Source organism: Streptococcus hillyeri, from assembly GCF_041081565.1.
GTDB lineage: Bacteria > Bacillota > Bacilli > Lactobacillales > Streptococcaceae > Streptococcus > Streptococcus hillyeri.
In genome coordinates this window covers 51151-73019 of record NZ_CP163513.1, presented here as the reverse complement: position 1 = coordinate 73019, position 21869 = coordinate 51151, and the positions used below count along the sequence as shown (strand labels likewise).

The 21869-nt window shown below is 40.4% G+C and carries 21 protein-coding genes; all 21 read right to left on the bottom strand.

Annotated features, from left to right (window positions below):
- Window positions 1-307: 307 nt before the first annotated feature.
- Complete coding sequence (gene adhP / locus AB6M99_RS00365) at window positions 308-1324, bottom strand: alcohol dehydrogenase AdhP (RefSeq protein WP_121835902.1); 1017 nt, start codon at window positions 1322-1324, stop codon at window positions 308-310.
- A 305-nt stretch (window positions 1325-1629) separates the two neighbouring features.
- Window positions 1630-4278, bottom strand: coding sequence for a bifunctional acetaldehyde-CoA/alcohol dehydrogenase (gene adhE, locus AB6M99_RS00360; RefSeq protein ID WP_121835901.1), 2649 nt, complete (start codon window positions 4276-4278; stop codon window positions 1630-1632).
- A gap of 410 nt (window positions 4279-4688) precedes the next feature.
- Window positions 4689-5156, bottom strand: a complete 468-nt coding sequence (locus AB6M99_RS00355; RefSeq protein WP_369350869.1) for an 8-oxo-dGTP diphosphatase — start codon at window positions 5154-5156, stop codon at window positions 4689-4691.
- An 8-nt stretch (window positions 5157-5164) separates the two neighbouring features.
- Window positions 5165-5785: a V-type ATP synthase subunit D gene (locus AB6M99_RS00350; protein ID WP_121835899.1), complete on the bottom strand. Its 621-nt coding sequence runs from the start codon at window positions 5783-5785 to the stop codon at window positions 5165-5167.
- A gap of 3 nt (window positions 5786-5788) precedes the next feature.
- Entirely contained in the window at window positions 5789-7174 is a 1386-nt protein-coding gene (locus AB6M99_RS00345; protein ID WP_121835898.1) for a V-type ATP synthase subunit B, read from the bottom strand.
- Window positions 7161-8945 (bottom strand): V-type ATP synthase subunit A, encoded by a 1785-nt coding sequence (locus AB6M99_RS00340; RefSeq protein ID WP_369350867.1) that lies wholly within the window; start codon window positions 8943-8945, stop codon window positions 7161-7163. Before AB6M99_RS00340 ends, AB6M99_RS00345 begins: the two co-directional genes overlap by 14 nt.
- A 38-nt stretch (window positions 8946-8983) precedes the next feature.
- Window positions 8984-9295: a V-type ATP synthase subunit F gene (locus AB6M99_RS00335; protein WP_121835896.1), complete on the bottom strand. Its 312-nt coding sequence runs from the start codon at window positions 9293-9295 to the stop codon at window positions 8984-8986.
- On the bottom strand, window positions 9285-10268 hold the full coding sequence (locus tag AB6M99_RS00330) for a V-type ATPase subunit (protein WP_121835895.1): 984 nt from the start codon (window positions 10266-10268) through the stop codon (window positions 9285-9287). Before AB6M99_RS00330 ends, AB6M99_RS00335 begins: the two co-directional genes overlap by 11 nt.
- 13 nt (window positions 10269-10281) lie before the next feature.
- The gene (locus AB6M99_RS00325) at window positions 10282-10833 is read right to left on the bottom strand and encodes a hypothetical protein (RefSeq protein WP_121835894.1); all 552 of its coding nucleotides are present in this window, start codon (window positions 10831-10833) and stop codon (window positions 10282-10284) included.
- A gap of 13 nt (window positions 10834-10846) precedes the next feature.
- Entirely contained in the window at window positions 10847-11320 is a 474-nt protein-coding gene (locus AB6M99_RS00320) for a V-type ATP synthase subunit K (RefSeq protein WP_121835893.1), read from the bottom strand.
- Between the two features lie 4 nt (window positions 11321-11324).
- Window positions 11325-13256 carry a V-type ATP synthase subunit I gene (locus AB6M99_RS00315; protein WP_121835892.1) on the bottom strand — a complete coding sequence of 644 codons (1932 nt, stop codon included), beginning with the start codon at window positions 13254-13256 and terminating at the stop codon, window positions 11325-11327.
- A complete protein-coding gene (locus tag AB6M99_RS00310; protein WP_121835891.1) occupies window positions 13243-13566 on the bottom strand; it encodes a hypothetical protein in 324 nt (107 codons plus the stop codon). Before AB6M99_RS00310 ends, AB6M99_RS00315 begins: the two co-directional genes overlap by 14 nt.
- Before the next feature lie 633 nt (window positions 13567-14199).
- A complete protein-coding gene (locus tag AB6M99_RS00305; protein ID WP_121835889.1) occupies window positions 14200-14526 on the bottom strand; it encodes a hypothetical protein in 327 nt (108 codons plus the stop codon).
- The gene (locus AB6M99_RS00300; protein WP_121835888.1) at window positions 14523-15284 is read right to left on the bottom strand and encodes a hypothetical protein; all 762 of its coding nucleotides are present in this window, start codon (window positions 15282-15284) and stop codon (window positions 14523-14525) included. The genes AB6M99_RS00305 and AB6M99_RS00300 overlap by 4 nt, the downstream gene beginning before the upstream one ends.
- Window positions 15266-15589: a hypothetical protein gene (locus AB6M99_RS00295; protein WP_121835887.1), complete on the bottom strand. Its 324-nt coding sequence runs from the start codon at window positions 15587-15589 to the stop codon at window positions 15266-15268. Before AB6M99_RS00295 ends, AB6M99_RS00300 begins: the two co-directional genes overlap by 19 nt.
- Window positions 15590-15597: 8 nt before the next feature.
- Window positions 15598-15921: a PadR family transcriptional regulator gene (locus AB6M99_RS00290; protein ID WP_121835886.1), complete on the bottom strand. Its 324-nt coding sequence runs from the start codon at window positions 15919-15921 to the stop codon at window positions 15598-15600.
- A 279-nt stretch (window positions 15922-16200) separates the two neighbouring features.
- Window positions 16201-17232: an NADH:flavin oxidoreductase/NADH oxidase gene (locus AB6M99_RS00285; RefSeq protein ID WP_369350861.1), complete on the bottom strand. Its 1032-nt coding sequence runs from the start codon at window positions 17230-17232 to the stop codon at window positions 16201-16203.
- Window positions 17233-17703: 471 nt separating this feature from the next.
- Window positions 17704-18705: a Holliday junction branch migration DNA helicase RuvB gene (gene ruvB, locus AB6M99_RS00280; protein WP_121835884.1), complete on the bottom strand. Its 1002-nt coding sequence runs from the start codon at window positions 18703-18705 to the stop codon at window positions 17704-17706.
- 266 nt (window positions 18706-18971) lie between these two features.
- Complete coding sequence (locus tag AB6M99_RS00275) at window positions 18972-19202, bottom strand: hypothetical protein (protein ID WP_121835883.1); 231 nt, start codon at window positions 19200-19202, stop codon at window positions 18972-18974.
- A gap of 255 nt (window positions 19203-19457) precedes the next feature.
- Window positions 19458-20372: a helix-turn-helix domain-containing protein gene (locus AB6M99_RS00270; protein ID WP_369350858.1), complete on the bottom strand. Its 915-nt coding sequence runs from the start codon at window positions 20370-20372 to the stop codon at window positions 19458-19460.
- Between the two features lie 188 nt (window positions 20373-20560).
- Complete coding sequence (purB, locus tag AB6M99_RS00265; RefSeq protein ID WP_121835881.1) at window positions 20561-21856, bottom strand: adenylosuccinate lyase; 1296 nt, start codon at window positions 21854-21856, stop codon at window positions 20561-20563.
- Window positions 21857-21869 lie beyond the last annotated feature (13 nt).

Sequence of the window (21869 nt, the reverse complement as noted above, 5' to 3'; positions counted from 1 at the left end):
AAATTTACACAACTGACCATCTTGAACAGGACAAACGCATGAAACAGTTATTTCCGAATTATAGTACAGTTTAAAGTAGATACTCTCAATGCTTTTCCTATAGCAAAACAGCTCAATAATAAAACGTATTTTTGAAAAAGCCGAAAATTGAAATACAAAAAACTTTGCTTTCTTGCTAAAAATCTTTCATGCGATTGTCGTGCATCTTGAAAATCTTATCACTTTCCATCGGTCAAATCCTGCACTCAAAACCATAAACAAAGAGGTTGGCACCCCAACCTCTTCTTTTGCATGACTCTAATACTAATTATTTACTGAAGTCAAGTACTTTACGTCCTTGAATTTTACCTTCTTCCATTTCTTGGAAAACTTGAGGAGCACTATCAACTGGCACAGTTTCAACTACTGGTACCACCAAACCTTGCGCACCAAAATCAAAAGCTTCTTCCAAATCTTTACGTGTTCCCACAAGTGATCCAACAACCTTGATACCATCAAGAACTGTTTTCACGATTGACAACTCCATGTATTCTGATGGCAATCCAACAGCAACAACCGTACCACCAGCACGGACACTATCAACAGCTTGGTTAAAGGCTACTTTAGAAACTGCTGTTACAACAACACCATGGCAACCACCCGTTTTTTCTTGAATATAAGCTGCAACATCTTCAACTTCTTTACCGTTAACGATTAAATCAGCACCTACTTCTTTTGCTAGTTCAAGTTTGTCTTGATTGATATCAACTGCTACAACACGGGCGTTGAAAACTTTTTTCGCATATTGAACAGCTAGGTTTCCAAGACCACCAGCACCATAGATAGCAATCCATTGACCTGGTGCCGCACCAGCTTCTTTGATAGCTTTGTAAGTAGTAACACCTGCACAAGTGATTGATGAAGCTTGCGCTGGATCAAGTCCTTCTGGAACTTTAACCGCATAATCAGCTGTCACAACAGCATACTCACTCATCCCACCATCAACTGAGTAACCAGCATTTTTTACAGAACGGCAAAGTGTTTCACGACCTGTCGTACAATATTCACAGTGACCACAACCTTCAAAGAACCAAGCAATTGAGACACGGTCACCAACTTGAAGAGAGGTTACCCCTTCACCAAGTTCTGTCACGATACCGATACCTTCGTGACCAAGAATGCGGCCTGGTACTTGACCAAAATCACCGTGAGCCACATGGAGGTCTGTGTGACAAACACCACAATACTCTACCTTGACTAGGGCTTCACCATGACCAACTTTTGGAAGTTCATGGTCAACAACTTCAACACCTGTGCTTGCTTGATTTACTACTACTGCTTTCATAAAAGCCTCCAAATAATATTTTTTCGATTTTGAAATCGTTTACATATAAATTGTAAGCCATTTCACAAAAAATGTCAAGGTAATTTTCAAAGTTTTTTCTGAAAATATATTTAACCAGTTATATATTTCCTTAAAAGATTTATTGGACAACGCCATATCCCCACCAAAACAAAATGATGCAGATAAAACTGGAAGTCTTAGAGGGGATTAGAACTGACCTATCTTTTATTCCATTTACCCTAGTAACATCCAAACACTATAAAAAGCGGCCTTTCAGCCGCTCATTTGCTTAACATAAAATCTTATTATTTACGACGTCCTGGACGTTCTTCGTAACCATAGTAAGCATCTTCAATGATTTCTTGCATGTGGTCAACCATTGGAAGACGTGGGTTAGCTGGTGAACATTGGTCTTCGTAGGCAAGAAGTGCAAGTTCACGAGAGTATTCTTTTAATTCTTTCTCATCAATACCTTGGTCACGCAAGTTCATCTTAATGCCGAGGCGACATCCAAGATCATAAACTGCTTTAGCATAGGCATCAACAGCTTCTTCTGGTGTTGATGATGGTAAACCTAGCATTCTTGCAATGTCTTGGTATTTTTCATCCGCACGGTAGTAGTTGTACTTAGGCCATGTCGCTGTTTTAGCTGGGCGAGTACCATTGTAACGAATGACATATGGCAACAAGATAGCATTGGTACGACCATGCACCGTATGGAAGCGCGCACCAATTTTGTGAGCCATTGAGTGTGAAATACCAAGGAAGGCATTCGCAAAGGCCATACCTGCCATTGTTGAAGCATTATGCATTTTCTCACGAGACTCAAAATCAGCATCTTTTACTGATTTTTCAAGATAATCAAAGACAATCTTAATCGCTTGTAGAGCAAGACCATCTGTAAAGTCATTAGCCATCTGTGACACATAAGCTTCCGTTGCGTGTGTCAAGACGTCCATACCAGTATCTGCCGCAACAAAGTCTGGAACTGTCATTACAAGCGCCGGGTCAACAATTGCCACTGTAGGTGTCAATGAATAGTCAGCAATTGGGTACTTACGGTTGTTTGCTTTGTCTGAAATAACCGCAAATGGTGTCACTTCTGAACCTGTACCTGAAGTTGTTGGAATGGCGATAAATTTCGTTTTCTTACCAAGTTCTGGGAATTTGAAGGCACGTTTACGGATATCCATGAATTTTTGAACCAAGTCATGGAAGTCCACTTCTGGTTGTTCATAGAAGAGCCACATCACTTTGGCAGCGTCCATTGGTGACCCACCACCAAGCGCAATAATAGTATCTGGCTTGAATTGACGCATCAATTCTGTCCCTTTTTGAACTGTTGTAATATCTGGATCTGGTTCTACTTCTGCAAAGATTTGATAAGTTACATGGTTACGACGAAGGTGCAATTGCTCAAGGATACGATCTAAGAAGCCAAGTTCTACCATTGATTTATCTGTAACAATCATGACACGTTCAACGTCACGACATTTTTGAAGGTATTGGATAGAGTCACGTTCGAAGTATGTTTTTGAAGGAACTTTAAACCATTGCATATTATTTCTACGTCTTCCTACTTTTTTGATGTTCAAGAGATTGACAGCGCTAACGTTATCACCAACTGAGTTGCGACCGTATGATCCACAACCTAATGTCAATGATGGCAAGAAGGCATTGTAAACGTCACCGATACCACCAAACGTAGATGGCGAATTCCAGATGACACGGATAGCACGAACGCGTGTTCCAAATTCTTTTGCAAGGGCTTCATCATTAGTATGAATAGCTGCTGAGTGACCGAGACCGTGGAATTCAACCATTTGACGCGCTTTTTCAAGACCGTCTTCTGTTGATTCAGATTTCAATACTGCAATAACTGGTGACAGTTTTTCACGAGTCAATGGCTCTTTCTCACCTACTTCAGCGCACTCTGCTGCTAAAATATTTGTTCCTTCTGGAACGGTGAATCCTGCTTGCTCTGCAATCCATGCTGCTGGTTTACCAACAATGTCTGGATTCAATTTCGCACCAGCACAGTTTTTACTGTTAGCTTTCACCCCAAAGCAGAATTCTTCAAGGAGCGCTTTTTCTTTTTTATTCACAAAGTAAGTGTGGTAAGATTTGAACTCTGCTACAAAGTCATCATAGACTTCTTTATCAATAATAACGGCTTGCTCAGAGGCACAAACCATACCGTTATCAAACGATTTAGACATGACAATATCGTGAGCTGCTTGACGGATATTCGCTGACTTTTCAACATAGGCAGGGACATTACCAGCACCTACCCCAAGTGCAGGTTTACCACATGAGTAAGCTGCTTTAACCATAGCATTACCACCAGTCGCGAGGATTGTTGCAATACCGTCGTGGTTCATCAACGCATTTGTTGCTTCAAGTGATGGTTTTTCAATCCATTGGACACAGTTTTCAGGAGCTCCAGCTGCAATAGCCGCGTCACGTACAATTTGCGCTGCATGAGCAGATGATTCTTGAGCTGATGGGTGGAAAGCAAAAACGATTGGATTACGTGTTTTCAAAGCAATCAGTGATTTGAAAATAGCAGTTGATGTAGGGTTAGTTGTTGGCGTGATTCCACAAACAACTCCCACAGGTTCTGCAATCAAGGTCAATCCAGTAACATCATCTTCTTCAATGATACCAACTGTTTTTTGATGACGCATATTATTTACAACGTGTTCACATGCAAACAAATTTTTAGTTGCTTTATCTTCAAAAACACCACGTCCTGTTTCACGAACCGCATGGTCAGCAAGAATACCATGTGCATCTAAAGCAGCTACTGAGGCTTTGGCAACGATGTAGTCCACTTGTTCTTGATCAAGTTTACGGAACTCTTCAAGGGCTACTAGACCTTTTTTAACAAGTTCATCAACGTGAGCTTGTGCTACTGCTAATTTTTCTTCAGGGGTTACTGTTTTTCCCGCCATGTTGTCTCCTTTTTTAAAAAACTTTGTTAAGTTTTTCACATTTGTGATATGGTTTTATTATAGCATATATTTTAAGTTTGTAAATAGTTTCACAATAATTTTTTGATGTTTTTTCAAAAATCTGTTGTTTTTTGCAGCAAGCGTTTTCATTACTGGGCTTTCTTAGCATTATATCTAAATCTATTTTGCGTTATAGTTTTTTTCTGGGTAAACCTTAGGATTCCACTATGGCAAAAGAAGCGTTTTATCCTCGCTATGTTCATTAACCCACTACCTCACGATAATCAGGCTCGGGAATCGCTATTGGGTTCACCGGTAGCAGATACCCACAGAAGACATTCACTTCAGATATAAGACATCTTCCCATCTTACCAAAAAAGACCAAGTACCTCTGTACTCAGTCCTATTTTTTAATAAAAGCGTTTCACCCAGTCTCCGTTTTCCTTTTCGGGTGGGTAATAAAATTCTGAAAGATTCTCTTCGTCAAAGAGACGGAGCATCGCCAGCATATCATAAGCAAGGTCTAGCTGAGGCAACTCCTGACGAGAAATCCACGCGACTTCTCCTTCTTCAGAAGACTGTAACTCTCCTGAATAGTGACTTGCCTTGTAGCAAAAGACTAAATAGCGCTCGTCGTTTTGAGTCTGCCAGTGCTTCACACCAACAAGTTTAGGCTGACTAATCGTCAATCCAGTCTCTTCAAAAATCTCTCTGATGACTGCATCATGAAGACTCTCCTGATGTTCAACATGTCCGCCAGGCAAAGACCAGCCGCTCCAGCGATAACGGTTAGGATCTCGCCGTTGCATGACAAGGTTGCCTTGACCATCCTCAATCAAGCACATGTTTGTGATAATCGCTTGCTCCCTTCTTGGCATAACACTCCTTACTGAATATCTTTAACTTTCATCATACGGATAATGTTACTCCGTTCATTTTCTTCCAGCTTCATCTGGATGTAATCAATCGTCTCTTTCAGCTGAGGAATAATCATGTGTTCCAAGGCATTAACCCGACGACGCGTCTTTTCGATTTCATCTGCTAAGAGTTGACAGGTTTTTTCAATCTCTGTCAATTCTAACAAGTCTTGACTGATGGTTTGGAAAGTATCAATGGCATCATCCATTTCACTATTGGAGTTTAAGAAACCGTATTGGAACTCACTTGCCTTCTCAGGTAACTGGACGTGTAGCTGAGGAACATTCACGGACATGATATTCTTCTGATCAATCTGTAAGTTGACAGCCTGTGTTGGCAAAGCAAACGATTCCTCGATGAAACTTTCTGACAAGGTTGACTTGGCAAGGACGAAAGCCTGCATCGCACGCGTCAAGCGTTCTTCAACTGACTGACGCAACAGGTTATTTTGCTTGATCAAGTCAATAAAGCGACGCATCAATTCATCTTGCTTATCCTTGAGTAATTTGTGACCACGGGTAGAGGTTTTCAATCGTTTTTTCAAGACTGACAACTCCATACGAGTCGGTTTTACATTAAGTCTTGCCATAGACTAGCCCTCCGTTTTTGGAAGGTATTCGTCCAGCATATCGTCCTTAATCCGTTTCAACTCCGTTCGTGGCAAGATTGACAAGAGTTCCCAACCTAGGGTTAAACTATCAATGATGCTACGGTTGGTATAGAAGCCTTGGTTAATGTATTCTTCCTCAAAACGGGTCGTGAATTTCACATATAATTTATCCGTTTCAGAGAGAGCTGATTCCCCAAGCACCACTGCCAATTCCTTAACCTGTTTCCCTTGGGCATAGGCCGCAAAGAGTTGGTTCATGGTTGCTGCATGGTCAGCACGTGTCTTGCCTTCACCAGTTCCTTTATCTTTCAAACGAGAAAGAGATGGCAACACATTGATTGGTGGTTTGTAACCAGCATTGTACAAATCACGCGCCAAGATAATCTGACCTTCTGTGATATAACCAGTCAAGTCAGGAATTGGGTGAGTGATATCATCCTCTGGCATGGTCAAAATTGGAATCTGAGTCACAGATCCTTTTTTACCAACCAAACGTCCTGCACGCTCGTAAAGCGTTGACAAGTTAGTATAAAGGTAACCTGGGTAACCACGACGACCTGGAACCTCACGACGAGCTGCTGAGACCTCACGAAGGGCTTCACAGTAGTTCGTCATGTCTGTCATGATAACCAAAACGTGCATGTCCTTTTCGTAAGCCAAATACTCAGCTGTTGTCAAAGCCATTTTCGGTGTGGCAATACGCTCAATCGCTGGGTCATTGGCCAAGTTGATAAACATGACTGAACGCTCAATGGCACCTGTCTTACGGAAATCTTCCATGAAGTACTCGGCTTCCTCAAAGGTAATCCCCATTGCTGCAAAGACAACGGCAAATTTCTCATCTGAATTAAGTACCGTTGCTTGACGGGCAATCTGCGCCGCCAATTCCTTGTGAGGCAGACCTGAACCAGAGAACACTGGCAATTTCTGACCACGCACCAGCGTGTTCAAATGGTCAATAGCAGAAATACCTGTTTGGATAAATTCATCTGGATAGTCACGACGAATTGGGTTAATGGCTTGACCATTGATATCAAGGCTTTGCTCCGCCAAAATCTCTGGACCACCATCTTTCACTTTACCCATCCCATCAAAGACACGCCCAAGCATATCCTCTGACACCGCAAGTTCTAGCGGTTTTCCACGGAAACGAACTTTCGTATCACGCAAGTTAATTCCTGCAGCACTTTCAAAGAGCTGCACAACAGCCTTATCTTCTTGAACTTCCAAGACCTGACCACGACGGGTTGAACCATCTTGAATTTGAATGTCAACCAGTTCATCAAACTTGATACCCTCGACACCTTCGACCATCATCAGAGGGCCGACAACTTCACTGACCGTTTTGTATTCTTTAATCATTGGCAGTCATTCCTCCTTTCCCAACGATAGCTTTAAGCTCTTCTGGGATTGACAATAGCAGAGCTTCTAACTGATCAAGGTCTTTTTCAGCAACATACTTGGCACGCGCAATGCGGTCACGCAAGGCAACTGTCCCTGATAAAATTTCATTGTAGTAGGCACCTAGCTCTAACGCTTTACGCGCTTCTTTTTCAAAATTACTAATCAAGTCAAGCATGAGTGACTGTTTCGCGTATGATGTAAAGGTATCTATCTCATCAAAGGCATTTTGTTGAAGGTAATCTTCACGGATCATACGAGCAATCAACATGGTAATCTTGTCTTTATCTGATAACGAATCAAGACCAACCAAACGCACGATTTCTTCCAATTCTGACTCTTCTTGAAGAGTTTTCATGGCATGCGTCACTTTTTCAGACCAGTTTGTTCCAAGCTTCTCATCAAGATACTCACCAATTTCATCTGAATAAAGCGAGTAAGATGACAACCAGTTCATTGATGGGAAATGACGTTTTTGTGCCAAGAGAGCGTCCAAGCCCCAGAACACTTTAACGATACGAAGCGTATTTTGCGTAACAGGCTCGGAAATATCCCCCCCTGGAGGTGATACCGCACCGATAGCCGTCACAGACCCTTCACGCCCTGTGCTACCAAGTGAAATCACTTTACCTGCACGTTCATAGTATTCCGCAATACGGCTACCAAGATAGGCAGGGTACCCTTCGTCACCAGGCATTTCTTCCAAACGTCCTGACATTTCACGAAGCGCTTCTGCCCAACGAGAAGTTGAGTCAGCCATGATTGCCACATTGTAGCCCATATCACGGAAGTATTCTGCAATGGTAATACCTGTATAAATAGATGCTTCACGTGCCGCTACGGGCATATTAGACGTGTTTGCAATCAAAATGGTACGGTTCATCAACGACTGACCTGTATTTGGGTCAATCAATTCTGGGAACTCATTCAGAACGTCTGTCATTTCATTTCCACGTTCCCCACAACCAACGTAAACCACGATGTCCACGTCAGACCATTTCGCCACTTGGTGTTGCACAACGGTTTTACCAGCACCGAACGGACCAGGTACCGCAGCACCACCACCCTTAGCAACTGGGAAGAAAGTGTCAATAACACGTTGACCAGTCAACATCGGCTCTTTTGGATTTAATTTTTGAGCAAATGGACGACCACGACGAACTGGCCATTTTTGCATCAAGGTAAAGCTTTCCTCACCAGTCGCTGTTTCAAGGACATAAACCGTATCGTTGAGAGTATAGTCACCTTCTTCAATAGACTTAATAACTCCTTCTTTACCAAAAGGTACCATGATACGATGCTCAATAACAGAAGTTTCTTGAACCGTTCCGACAATATCACCAGCAACTACCTTGTCACCAACAGCTACTGCAGGGGTGAAGTGCCATACCTTTTGACGGCTCAATGGTTTAATCTCAACACCACGCAAAAGGAAGTCACTGTTTGTTTCCTCATGGTAAGTATCTAGAGGGCGTTGAATCCCATCAAACATCTGAGAGAGGATACCTGGACCCAACTCTACAGAAAGGGCTTCACCAGTTGTCACAACTGGTTCACCAGGACCAATACCTGATGTTTCTTCATAAACCTGAATAGATGCGACATCTTTACGCATCTCAATAATTTCACCGATAAGGCCGATTGTCCCAACCTTACAGATATCTTGAATATTAGCATCTTCCATGCCACTAGCCATAACCAGTGGACCAGATACTTTTATAATTGTTCCAGTTTTCACACGAGCTCCTTTCATAAGATCTTTTCGTGTTTTATCTTCTAGAGAATATTTTGCCCAATGGCTTTTTCGACATTATCCTGAATATTTTGCATGCCAAGACCTAGGCTCCCCTTGTAGTTAGGAATTAGAATAACCGCCGGCACTGCCTGACTGCGGTAGCGCTCTAACGTTTCAGGGATTTCTTGAGCAAGACTCTCTGTCACATAGATAATACCATAGTCGTCCTGCGCAAGCTGATCAATCGTTTGACGAGCCACCTGACTCGTTTTGGCATCAAAAATCTCAAAGCCAATCATTTTGAAAGGTAGGATTGAGTCCTTATCACCGACAACAGCAATCTTATAAGTCATAAATTGGTCTCATCCTTTCTCTTAACATGGATTGGTCAAAGTCATTCACCTTACCTGTTAAAATCAAGCGCAGGTTTTTAACTTCCATCTCTTTATAATATTGATAAGCTAGTAAGGGTAAATAGCCAAAGGCTTCAAAACGAGCATCGTCTAAATAGGCATGAGACACACGATCACGTGCTAACTCTAGCGATAAATTTAAGTTTCCATTTTGATCAATCATACCTGTTAAAGCACTAGCATAGGCTGTCTCATTCAACAAGTTAAGAATCTCTTCATACCGATTGGCTTGCGCTAGCCCAATAAGTTCTAGTTGATTAAGTTGACCTTCGTTTGACAAAACGGTCATCAGAAAGGCTCGCGACAGCTTTTTATCCCGTAAACGGAAAATACAATTCAAATTATAAAGGTCCACCCAAGCCTGAACCATATTCAGAATAGTTGAATCGTTTAAACTTCTTGCAACAGCTACTAAATGCTTAAAGTAACGACGGTCAAGAAGGACATCGACACTTTCTAGGCGTCCATACTCACGATAATCTTGACAGGTATCTTGCACCGCTTGTACCAAAACTTCTGGTAAGGTTTCAGATTGTTCTGTCTTGACTAGATTTTTCAACTCATCAATAGGATATGCTCCCATGGGTAAGAGGAGGTCTGTTAACTCCAAACCTGCCAAATGATTTTTTAAAAGCACTTTTAGATTATGATAAGTATAAATCAGTGCAAAAATCTGAGCTACTGGGGCATCTTCAACTTGTTCTGTCACAAATTCAGCCGTTTTAGCCAACTCTGTCATTAATAGTGGTTCAAAATCCTCAGTAAGATCATGGTAATGAGTTGATTTCAACAGTTGCTGAGCTTGAACGAAGTCCTTAGCCTTTAGAAGACTTTCAAAGGTATCTCGACTCAATAAGTCCTTTTCACGAATACGGACAGCCGTATTGATACTTGCATAGTCAATATCTAGCATAGCAACCTCCTTGCTATCCAAGTTGACGTGACAAACGTCCCATCATGTCTTGGGTCAAATCAGTTAAAAGGGCACGGAAAAGATAATTGTAACGCACACCATCAGCTTCAAGAACAAAACCTGCTTCGTTTGGAATACTTTCTGAATCTAAACTCACATGAGATGGTAAATTCAGGTCATGTTGACTCTGTTCACCTAGCTGTAAACGGTAGTGTTTACTTTTATCCAACTGCTCCAAGACACCTTGTAAGAAACCATTAAAAGTTTGGCTATCCCAATTTGCCATGGTTTGATAGGCCTTGTCAAACAAACTACGCAACTGCTCTTGTCGATTTGAAAGAATGGTATTACGGCTTTTATTGTCAATACCTTGCAAGGCCGTTGCCGTCTCTAAAGCAAATTTACTATCTAGCTTTGCTTTTTCTGCTCTTTCTTTTTCAGAAATAGCCATTAAACCTGCTTCTAGTCTAGCCTTCTCATCAGCTGTTGCTTTTTCTAATAAAAGCGACAATTCTTCCTCTTTACGAGCTAAAATATTAGCTGTAAATTCCTGTAATTCTGCCATAAGCGCCACCCGCTTAGACAAGAATCATGATGGCAATAACGAGACCAAGGATGGCATACATCTCAACCATACCTGCGTAGATAGCACCTTTCATAAAGTGTTCTTCGTTTTTAGCCAAAATTTGAATACCAGTCGTAGCAACACGGCCTTGGGCAATTGCTGATGTTAATCCAGTGAATCCCATTGTGAAGCCTGCTGCCAAAAGCTTCGCACCAAGTTGGAAATCAATCTCGCTTCCTAATTTCAAGAAAATCATCAATGAGATGATCATGCCGTAAAAACCTTGTGTACCTGGCAACAATTGTAAAATCAATGATTTACCAAATTTTTCTGGTTGTTCTTTTGCAAGTGCAGCTGCTGCTTCACCTGTCATACCAACACCTTTAGCTGATCCAGTTCCTGCAAAAATCATTGAAATCGCCATACCTGTTACAGCCATAAGGACACCACCGTTAGCTGATGTCAAAAATTCTAAAAATGCTTTCATGTTATTATTTCTCCATTTTTCTAGTTTTTAAATCTGTGTATTTTTCGTAAGTTTTTAGTGGTTTAAAAGCACGCCCACCACCTTCATAGAATTTGCCAAAAAATTCAACAAATTGAAGACGGATCGCATGAACATAAGCTCCCAGTAGTGACATCCCTAGGTTTAGTGCCTGTAAAGCAAGAATTAAGGGAATACCGACTGAAAAACGTGCCAGAGGCGGTAATAAGCCAACAACCATGTTAAAGGAAGAAGCAATACTTGCACCTGACACACAAAGTGCCATCAAACGTGTGTAACTAGCCACATCACCAATATAAGAGGTTGCCCCATATAATTTATAAAGACCTGAGCCAAGACCTAGGAATTTATTTTTTGCACCTGCTGCAGTACCTAAAACAATAAGCACAGCATTGACAATAAGCACCCATTTCCCAACTTCACCAAGAATAGCCTGTCCAGTTACTGATTGTAAAACAAGTAAGATAACACCTACTAGTAATCCTAACCAACCAATACCATCTGAAACAGCAGCTGGGTAATCTTTTGCCTTAATTTGTAAGCCTGTATTGATGGCTAAACCAAACATCAATTGGATAAATCCAAATACCACTGACAAAATCAAAATCGAAATAACATCTGTCGATGTTGATAAGACGTGGAAAGGTAATTCAATCCCGAAGAAGGAACCAAAGAAAACTCCCCATAAAATGGTTGGGTAAGACAAAATATGAAACAACTTCATATTTTTACGCATCCCTTTGGACTGCTTCATTCTCGTTAGGGCATAACCAGTCCCTAAGAGCATAAGTAACCCATACCCAATATCAGCAACCATCATCCCAAAGAAGACAGCATAGAAAGGAGCCATATATGGAGTAGGGTCAACCTCAGAATACTTAGGCAGACTATACATCTCTGTCAAAAGTTCAAATGGTTCAACTAAAGGATGGTTAGATAATTGCGTTGGTATCTCTTTTTCAGGAACCTCTGTATCGTCAACCAAACTGATGTAAGATCCTGATGGCAGAGTCTCTGCTAAAAGCTCCTTCAAATGAGAAATGTCTTCCTCTCTGACCCAGCCAGATAAACCAACCAGCTCTTGACCAGATGCCAGTAATTGTTCTGCACGAAGACGCTCCTTTTGATTGTAAAGGTCTTCTTCTAAGAACATCAAATCTGCATAATCTTGACTGAGAACCCTTAATTTAGCAGCAACTGCTTTTTGTTCATCCAGTAGCTTTGAACGTTCAATCTTGAAATCTTTCAATTGCTCAGCAGGTAATTTTCCAAAAGGAAAATCAAACTGATCAAAGTGAAGAGTGTCCAAAAACTCCTTGAGCTCATGTTTGGCAGCACGGTTCGCATAGACCACTAAGCCTTGTTCCAAATCATTTTGGAACAAACGCTCCACATAGAAATCATCACGCGCCAAAAGTTGACTTAGCTTTTCTTGATTTGGATCCTCAGGCAAAGTCCCTATGATAGCATAAGTTGCCTTCAATGCTCTGCGATCTTTTTTCAAAAAAGAAAGTGTCTTCCACTTATTGGCAAGCTCGATATTTTCATCCAAATCATCCAGTTGCTTTTGCACCAAACCGGACTTTTGCTGAAGAGCCAGAACTTGCCCTAAAAGGTCACGTTCTTTTACCTCTGTCATTTTTTTGGCAAAAGCTTGCGCAGTTAAATGGAAACGATCACTCCAAATTTTTTTCGGGGTGACAGCTTTCAAATAGGTCTGAGCCTGCGCTACTTGAGCTAATTCTGTTTCAAGGGACTGTATTTGAGTTGTTAACTCACTCAATGTCTTGTCCCCGCAACGCATATCCTCTACCGCAGCCGGCTCAAAAGCTTGAAATTCTTGGACGGATTTTAAAAGTTCACCTCTCGTCTGATAATCCGTCAGAATGAGAAGTTTTTGCATTTTAGATACCGCCATACCGCGTCCTTACCTCCTCTAAAATGCTAGCAATGAGCTCAGCTTCTTTCTGAGCAACCTTGTCTGTTAATCTCGCAACTTCTTCTGAAATCTGTTGCTGAGATGCCGTTTCTTTTTGGGCAATTTCGCCAGTCAACTGAGACTCTTTAGCTTTTTGATATGCTAAAATCGCTTTGCCACTAGCTTCTGCCGCAGCTGCTAAATCTTGGTCTGTCTTATGACTAAGGGCTGAAATTGCCTCCTCATGCTCTCTTAGACGATCTGAAATTTTTCCTTCGACCTCTAAAATAGCTTGTGATGCAAGACTCATAGTCCACCTCCTTAGGAATTATCATAGCACTTTTTTCACAAAAGGTACACTCAAAATTTAATGTGGAAATCACATTTTTCCTTTTCTTCCTATTTACTATTCACTAAAAAAATTTTTTCAATTTAGAAATATTTAAAAAGTACCATTCATTAAAAAACATATAATTAAATAGGAAGAAAGTTGTCTTTTTAAAACGGTGAACATTTTTTAATACTCATCCAAAATCAAAATTAGCATTTTAGAACTTCTAATATTATTGATAGACCACCGAACGAAGTGAGGTTAAAACGTTTCTTTCGCTATAGTGGTATTCTTATTAGTGAAACTGTCCAGTGGACAGTTTTAGCCCAAGCTCAGAAATAAAAAAGCGAGGGTAATTTGCTTGATAAGAACGGACTTTTTGAGACCTAGGCTCAAAAAGTAGCAATGAAACTCCATAGGAGGTTTTGATATTGACTTTGTCAACTCTATTTCCCACCTCAAAAGGTTCCCCAAACCTTTTGAGCGTCCGCACTTTTAAGAAAGAAACAAAAAAGTAATTTTTGATGTTTGTTAAGTATAACGATACGTCCAGATAATAAAAGCTGGAGAAATTCCAGCTTAAACTATGATATCCTTTTGCATGCCCTGACATCACAAATTGAAATAGACTCTTCTTAAGTGCCACATGATTTTTAAATTACGCCAAAAGCGTCTGAGACTAAAGAGTAACAACCCTAGTAAAAAAAAGCCCAGCAACAGCATCCATCTAAAATTATCATCTCGCAATGAAATAGCAACAATTGCCCATGTTGTTAAGCCAACGATACCTGTCATTATCAGAACTGCTAGACAACTTAGCCACCCACCCCAGAAATAAAAGTGACGATATTTAGCTTGCTTGGCTACTTTTTGTTCTGTTACAAAATCCGCAAATTCAAAGACCAACATGCCTAATAGTTCAAAGAAAAATTCAATCATTTGTCACCCTCCTTCTGGTCAAAAAATTCCTGTAAGTTTGCTCGATAAGGCGCTGCTTTTTCCAGCCAACGCTCTCTTAATGGAAAACCACTTGTTGTGAGTCGCCGGACATAAAATACAATAGGAAAAACAACCGCTACCTCAATCGCTGTAAAAATGAGGCTCTCCACCAGCGAATCCTTCAGATAGATAGAAATAACAAAAAATAGAACTATCACTACTCCTAGCAACCAATACCACTTGGCAATGACTTTATCCCGTCGCAAATCCTTTTCCAACTTCTGGTAAAAGCTTTCTGATGAGTTGCCTTTGGCTAAGTGTTTTCGGAAACGTCTCGCATAAATTTTGTGCAATTCTTTTTTTAGTTGATTTGAAAATACTGTCTTCTTAGCAGCTTTCATTTCCTGCTTTAACAGTCTGTCATCTGGATTGTACCATGTTCCAAATTTTCTACGGTTTCGATAGAAAAGAAAGAGTTGATAGGGGAGAATATAAGCCCCCACAAGTCCCAAGGTCCAAAAACGAGGGACAATCCATACAAATTTCCGACCGAAGAAATAAATTCCCACCAGCAAAAAGAGTGTTATAAGGAAAATCACTACATAAAAGAACCCAACTTTCCGATTCCCTTTTTGAATCAGAAAATAATAAAGAAAATGGGCAATAGGAATGATGAGAAGAGTCGCGAGGATACCAAAAAGGTAGGTAGAAAGATTCAAAGATTCAACATTTTGTTCTGTCAACCAATCCCCCGCCATAAAGAAGACTTCCACTCCAAAATCCATTTTCCCCATCGGAAAAAACGATCTGGTAAAGAGGTAAGAAAACGGTGAAGCTTGCGTTGATCAAAATAGGACTGACAAAAAGCTTCAATGTCATCTCCAACAATCTGCTCAATTGGCTTCTTTTCCGCCTGTGCTGTATACAAAACATCGTATAAATTGAGCATGGCATCATTGCATACGTCATCAGGAATTTCTTGAATAGTTGCATACAAATATACTCGATTAAATACCGCCTTGTAAGGATCTGATAACTGCTCTGCTAATTGAAAGAAACTCATAAAACCTCCTATTTCGATTCTAAAATCTGCTCCACACTGGCTACTATGGTCTGAAAATCAGCTTGGAAGCTCTGCAATTTTTCACGACCTTCTGGAGTAATGCTATAATACTTTCGGATAGGACCAAGAGGAGATTTGCCTCTTCGACAAGTGATATAGCCCTGCTTATCCAAACGCGTCAAGACGGGGTAGAGGGTTCCTTCACCAATGCCAGCTAGTCCTGTCTTTTCCAATTCAGACAATATCTCATAACCATAGGTTTCCCCACGCACGATAATCCCCAATACACAGCCCTCTAAAATACCTTTTAGTAATTGCGTGTCAACAGCCATCTCCTCCTCCTTTCTGACTACTTTGTAATACCAAGTAGATTTTATATCCTTATCATAATCCATCTACTTTGTATTGTCAATTAGATAGGATAACTATTTTTATTATTACCCACTTGTTTTTGCTACAATATGTTGCAAGTCTTGTTTACAAAACTTGATGTTTAACTTAAAGATAACTTCCTCATTACAAAAATTTATACCTTTTTATCTAGCAGGAACAATTATCAAAAAACATAGCACTTTTTTTGAAGCGCTATGTTTTTAATAAATCTTTTAATCCTATCTGACCTGTCCACGTTTGTATGAATTATTATAAACGTTATAATCATGATCATGGAGGATTTCCGCTGCATCTGCTAACCAATTCGTATTACGAATCAGACCTCGTCCAACTTGAATCAAGTCTGCTTGGCCATTTTGTAAAATATACTCACAGAGTTCTGGGCTATTAAGAAGTCCAACTGCTGTCACTGGAATTGTGACAACTTCCTTGATTTTTGCTGAAAATCCTGCTTGGTATCCACCGTAAATTGGGATATTCGGTCTGATTGGTAAAAGGCCTCCTGTCGAAATATCAAGCGCTGCAACGCCTAACTCTTCTAACCACTTTGCAATTTGCTGATAATCTTCAAGTGTATTTCTATTTTCATCGTATGATGTTACAGATAGGCGAACCCAGATAGGTTTTGAAAAGACTTTTTTAATCTCTTCAACGATTTCCTTTAAGAAGCGGAAGCGATTTTCCAAAGAACCTCCATAAGCATCTGTACGTTGGTTTGTTATTGGTTCTAAAAATTGGTTAATGAGGTAACCATGAGCCCCGTGAAGCTCAATCATGTCGTATCCTGCTTGGTCGGCACGAATAGCTGACGCAACAAAAGCCCCTTTAATACGCTCGATATCATCACGAGTCATCTCTTGAGGAGCATGGTAGCTATCATCAAAAGGAATGGCACTTGGAGCATAGGGGTTTGGTGCATCCGCAGACTTACGGCCACCATGACCTAACTGAACACCTACCTTAGCTCCAAACGTATGCAGTTCAGTTACTAATGCTGATAATGCGTCCTTTTGCTCATCATTCCAAAGCCCTAAATCATATTTAGTTAGACGTCCATCTGGTTCAACAGCTGTCGCTTCTTGAATGATAAGACCGACACCTCCAATCGCACGCGCTCCGTAGTGAGCATGGTGAAAAGCTGTTGGAAGACCATCTTCTGCTTTAACTTCGTACATACACATTGGCGGCATCACCACACGATTTTTCAGTGATAGACCAGATAATTCAACTGGTGATAATAACATTGACATAGCAATCTCCTTCTCTGTGGATAAGACCAAAAAGATACTTATATTCATTTAAAATCAAAATTAGCAGTTTAAGTCAAATCAAGAACCAATAAATGGCTTGATTTACCAGAGCTTCTTTCGTCATGGTGGTATTCTTATCGAGAGTTTACTCTTGATAAGAACGGACTTTTTGAGACCTAGGCTCAAAAAGTAGCAATGAAACTCCGTAGGAGGTTGGGACACTGACTTCGTTAGCTTTATTTCCCACCTCAAAAGGTTCCCCGAACCTTTTGAGCGTCCGCACCTTTTTAGAAAGAAGTAAAAAAGTAATTTTTGAATTTGGTTAAGTATTACCCTATTCTTGCCGTTATTGTAGCAAAAAATAGCATGATTGTCATAAAAGAAAAATAGCGTAACACTAGGATTACGCTATAAAATCTAGGTAGCAACCTAGCTTTCAAGTATTAGTTATAGATTGGACATTCAGATAAATTAAGATTTTTCCTGATAAGGATATCCCAAATGTTCATAGGCTTTTGCTGTGGCAACCCGTCCTGTCCGTGTCCTCATAATAAACCCTTTTTGAATGAGATAAGGCTCATACATATCTTCTACCGTATCTCGTTCTTCAGCGATATTGACAGAAAGAGTCCCTAGACCAACCGGACCTCCTCCATATGTCTCAATCATGGTACGTAAAATTTTTTGGTCAACGTAATCCAAACCTTCATGGTCAACATCTAACATATTGAGAGCCTTATCGGTCATTTGGTCATCAATTAAACCATCCCCCATAATTTGAGCAAAGTCACGCACGCGTTTTAATAGACGATTAGCTATACGAGGCGTCCCTCGGCTACGTCTAGCCAACTCGATTGCGGCCTCATGCGTAATTTCCGCCTCAAAAATATCGGCCGTACGTTCTACTATTTCCGCCAAATCATCCAGCTCATAATACTCCATATGACCACTAATCCCAAAGCGAGCACGCAAAGGGTTGGAAAGCATCCCCGCCCGAGTCGTCGCCCCAATTAGCGTGAACGGCGGCAAATCAAGGTGAACACTTCGGCTAGTCTCGCCAGAACCGATCATGATGTCGATGTAAAAATCTTCCATGGCACTGTAAAGCACTTCTTCAACCGCCATCGGCATCCGGTGGATTTCATCAATAAAAAGGACATCCCCAGGCTCAAGATCATTAAGAATGGCCACCAAATCGCCAGCCTTCTCAATAATTGGACCCGAAGTTTGCTTGAGATTAACACCAAGTTCATTGGCAATCACGAAAGCCATCGTCGTCTTACCAAGACCAGGAGGACCAAAAAGCAAGACATGATCCAGCGCCTCATCACGCAACTTAGCAGCCTCAATAAAGATTGAAAGCTGGTCTTTAACCTTATCCTGACCGATGTATTCCCTAAAATATTGCGGGCGAAGCGTGCGCTCAACAGTAGCTTCATCACCCATTGTTTCTGCATCTAAAAATCTAGTCATAACAGTATTTTATCACTTCGGTAGTTAAAAATAAAGGCAGAGCATTGGCACAAAAAAGACTCTTATTTGATTGATATCGACATTTAGTGTTTATGGAGTCACTACTATAATTTTTCCAAACTATATTCTACCAATAATCAAAATAGAAGTTCTTCTGAAAGGTCAGCTCTATCATTCAATCATAAAAGAACCACTTACAAGGAATCAGGTCAAAGAAGCATTCTAATTCCTTATAAATGGCTCTTTTCAAAAAATTTTAGACAAATTTAGCCAATCGTCTTAATGCTAAAATGTCTGCTCATACGCTTCTTATCAAGTTGTCCCAAACGATAGTCAACACTTCTATCCCAAACCGTTACATCACGTAAAGAAGAATTTCCTCTCACACACTTTGTTTCACGAGATTTTAACAGAACCACCTCTTCAGTGAGCGTATCAGGTGACGAAATCCAAATGAGCTGTGGAATAAAGGTTTTGTTGGTAATCATAAGTTGCATGTTTGTTCTCCTTGTAAAATATTGATAATATGTTGAATCATTGTTTATCTCTACAATCCTTCCCACCAATTAGATTCCCCTAACTTTTGCAAAACACAAGCCAATAAAGGTAAAATTAGTAGATAGTAATAATAGATTTTTTTCATTTGTAAATTGCTCCTCATGAATATTATTTTTTATTTACAAATGTTATTCTACAGTATCAACCAAAGAAGTAACATGACAAAAATGTCATATTGCAAATTAAGCTTAAATTTACATCTCCTCACCGATATTCTTCTTCCACTCATCTTTTAATTTTTTGACTAAATACAAATCACTAGTCATCTCTGCAAAAAGAATAGCGTGCGCATAAAATTCTTCAGCACTATTTTTATCATCTAAATAAGATAAACTGTATTTCCAACGATACATATAATAAAGTGGCATTCGTTGGAAATCCTGACTTTTTAAAATAAGGTGATATAACTCATCTAAATAATCCTCCAATTGTGCATAGTCTCCTTTTTTGACCAATACCGAGCAGATTATAAGATAAATTTTATTTAAGAAAAATAAATCCTCAACATTTAAATATGATCCTTGATTCCTTAAATTTTGAATAAATTGATTATAAGTGACCTCATCATAAAATTCTACATCAAAATTTTCAACAAGCACACAAATCAGATAAAGATCAATTAAAGCCATATCATTAATACCATAAAATTTTTTCTTTTTTACTTGTTCAAAATAATCCTCTAGAATACTTGATCCGAACTCTTTATTGCCACTATTAAAAACTTCAAATCTTGCTTGTACAATATCAACTAACACTTGTTCAGCTTCTGGCAACTTATCATAATATTCCTCAAAAATCTCATCAAATTGCTCTTCGCGAACTTTTAAGCGCTCTTCGTCTAGATAAGTGGGAGTTCTTAATATCAGGTACTTTAACTCCTTATATCTCTTGGGCAATTCTAAGTTTTCTCCATCTGTGAGACTTCCTACAGTTACTCCTAGTTGTTGAGCAATGTATTCTACTTTAGCTAGCGTTGGAATAGACTGCCCACTTTCAATACGCGCTAATTGCCGAATAGACAACTCGGTTTCATCGCCACAAAACTCTTCTCGAGTAATATGCAAACCTTCACGTAAATCTCTTACTTTTTGACCAAAACCATTTAGCATTTCACGCTCTCCACATATTTATTATCTACATTGTATTAAATTTCAGAATGTTTTTTTCAATAATAAGCAGAATTTATGTAATCTTATGGTTATCTTAAGATTATCTTAATGTTTCAATAGTAATTTACGAACATTATATATTTCACACACAAAAAACTGACAGCTTTTGCCATCAGTTTCGTTAGTGATTAGTCTAGTCCTAGACGTTTAAAAATATCATCCACTCGTTTTGTATAATAAACCGGGTTGAAGAGTTCGTCGATTTCGTCTTGGGTAAGTTTGGCAGTGACTTTTTCGTCTGCTTCAAGCAACGGTTTAAAGTCCACTTGGTTGTCCCATGAGTAGGCTGTTTTTGGTTGTACCAAGTCGTAAGCTTCCTCACGCGTCATGCCTTTTTCGATGAGTTTCAACATCACACGTTGGCTATAAATCAAGCCAAAAGTAGAATTCATGTTGCGGATCATGTTTTCAGGGAAGACCGTCAAATTCTTGACGATATTACCAAAACGGTTGAGCATGTAGTTGATGAGGATGGTCGTGTCTGGTGTGATGATACGCTCCGCAGATGAGTGCGAAATATCACGCTCGTGCCAGAGAGCCACGTTCTCATAAGCCGTCACCATGTGCCCACGAATGACACGCGCAAGCCCTGTCATGTTTTCTGAACCGATTGGGTTACGTTTGTGAGGCATAGCAGAGCTGCCTTTTTGACCTTTGGCAAAGAACTCTTCGACTTCACGTTGCTCAGATTTTTGCAGACCACGGATCTCTGTTGCCATCCGTTCAATGGATGTCGCGATGCTAGCCAATACCGCAAAATATTCGGCATGGAGGTCACGAGGTAACACCTGCGTTGAAATTTCTTGCGGGCGGATGCCTAATTTACTACAAACATACTCCTCGACGAAAGGAGGAATGTTGGCAAAGTTCCCAACGGCACCAGAAATTTTACCAGCCTCAACACCAGCTGCTGCGCGCTCAAAACGCTCTTGGTTGCGCTTCATTTCACTGTACCAAGTCGCTAATTTGAGACCGAAGGTCGTTGGCTCCGCATGCACCCCGTGGGTACGCCCCATCATGATGGTCATCTTGTGCTCTTTTGCTTTCTCTGCCACGATGTTGGTAAAGTTTTCAAGGTCACGACGGATAATATCGTTAGCCTGCTTGTAGAGGTAGCCGTAAGCCGTATCCACCACATCAGTAGAAGTCAAGCCATAGTGCACCCACTTGCGCTCCTCACCGAGGGTCTCAGACACCGCACGGGTGAAAGCCACCACATCGTGACGCGTCTCCTCTTCAATTTCTAAAATGCGGTTGATGTCAAAGCTCGCATTGGCGCGAATCTTCGCCACATCTTCCTTGGGAATCTCACCCAACTCAGCCCATGCCTCATCAGCGAGGATTTCCACCTCTAACCAAGCACGGTACTTGTTCTCTTCACTCCAAATGTTCGCCATCTCAGGGCGTGAATAACGTTTTAGCATTTTTACTCCTTAC

What these genes read in the sequence shown, in the direction of transcription:
- adhP (WP_121835902.1), bottom strand. Translation starts at nt 1,324, where the DNA reads ATGAAAGCAGTAGTAGTAAATCAAGCAAGCACAGGTGTTGAAGTTGTT.
- adhE (WP_121835901.1), bottom strand. Translation starts at nt 4,278, where the DNA reads ATGGCGGGAAAAACAGTAACCCCTGAAGAAAAATTAGCAGTAGCACAA.
- AB6M99_RS00355 (WP_369350869.1), bottom strand. Translation starts at nt 5,156, where the DNA reads ATGCCAAGAAGGGAGCAAGCGATTATCACAAACATGTGCTTGATTGAG.
- AB6M99_RS00350 (WP_121835899.1), bottom strand. Translation starts at nt 5,785, where the DNA reads ATGGCAAGACTTAATGTAAAACCGACTCGTATGGAGTTGTCAGTCTTG.
- AB6M99_RS00335 (WP_121835896.1), bottom strand. Translation starts at nt 9,295, where the DNA reads ATGACTTATAAGATTGCTGTTGTCGGTGATAAGGACTCAATCCTACCT.
- AB6M99_RS00330 (WP_121835895.1), bottom strand. Translation starts at nt 10,268, where the DNA reads ATGCTAGATATTGACTATGCAAGTATCAATACGGCTGTCCGTATTCGT.
- AB6M99_RS00325 (WP_121835894.1), bottom strand. Translation starts at nt 10,833, where the DNA reads ATGGCAGAATTACAGGAATTTACAGCTAATATTTTAGCTCGTAAAGAG.
- AB6M99_RS00320 (WP_121835893.1), bottom strand. Translation starts at nt 11,320, where the DNA reads ATGAAAGCATTTTTAGAATTTTTGACATCAGCTAACGGTGGTGTCCTT.
- AB6M99_RS00315 (WP_121835892.1), bottom strand. Translation starts at nt 13,256, where the DNA reads ATGGCGGTATCTAAAATGCAAAAACTTCTCATTCTGACGGATTATCAG.
- AB6M99_RS00310 (WP_121835891.1), bottom strand. Translation starts at nt 13,566, where the DNA reads ATGAGTCTTGCATCACAAGCTATTTTAGAGGTCGAAGGAAAAATTTCA.
- AB6M99_RS00305 (WP_121835889.1), bottom strand. Translation starts at nt 14,526, where the DNA reads ATGATTGAATTTTTCTTTGAACTATTAGGCATGTTGGTCTTTGAATTT.
- AB6M99_RS00300 (WP_121835888.1), bottom strand. Translation starts at nt 15,284, where the DNA reads ATGGCGGGGGATTGGTTGACAGAACAAAATGTTGAATCTTTGAATCTT.
- AB6M99_RS00295 (WP_121835887.1), bottom strand. Translation starts at nt 15,589, where the DNA reads ATGAGTTTCTTTCAATTAGCAGAGCAGTTATCAGATCCTTACAAGGCG.
- AB6M99_RS00290 (WP_121835886.1), bottom strand. Translation starts at nt 15,921, where the DNA reads ATGGCTGTTGACACGCAATTACTAAAAGGTATTTTAGAGGGCTGTGTA.
- AB6M99_RS00285 (WP_369350861.1), bottom strand. Translation starts at nt 17,232, where the DNA reads ATGTCAATGTTATTATCACCAGTTGAATTATCTGGTCTATCACTGAAA.
- ruvB (WP_121835884.1), bottom strand. Translation starts at nt 18,705, where the DNA reads ATGACTAGATTTTTAGATGCAGAAACAATGGGTGATGAAGCTACTGTT.
- AB6M99_RS00275 (WP_121835883.1), bottom strand. Translation starts at nt 19,202, where the DNA reads ATGCAACTTATGATTACCAACAAAACCTTTATTCCACAGCTCATTTGG.
- AB6M99_RS00270 (WP_369350858.1), bottom strand. Translation starts at nt 20,372, where the DNA reads ATGCTAAATGGTTTTGGTCAAAAAGTAAGAGATTTACGTGAAGGTTTG.
- purB (WP_121835881.1), bottom strand. Translation starts at nt 21,856, where the DNA reads ATGCTAAAACGTTATTCACGCCCTGAGATGGCGAACATTTGGAGTGAA.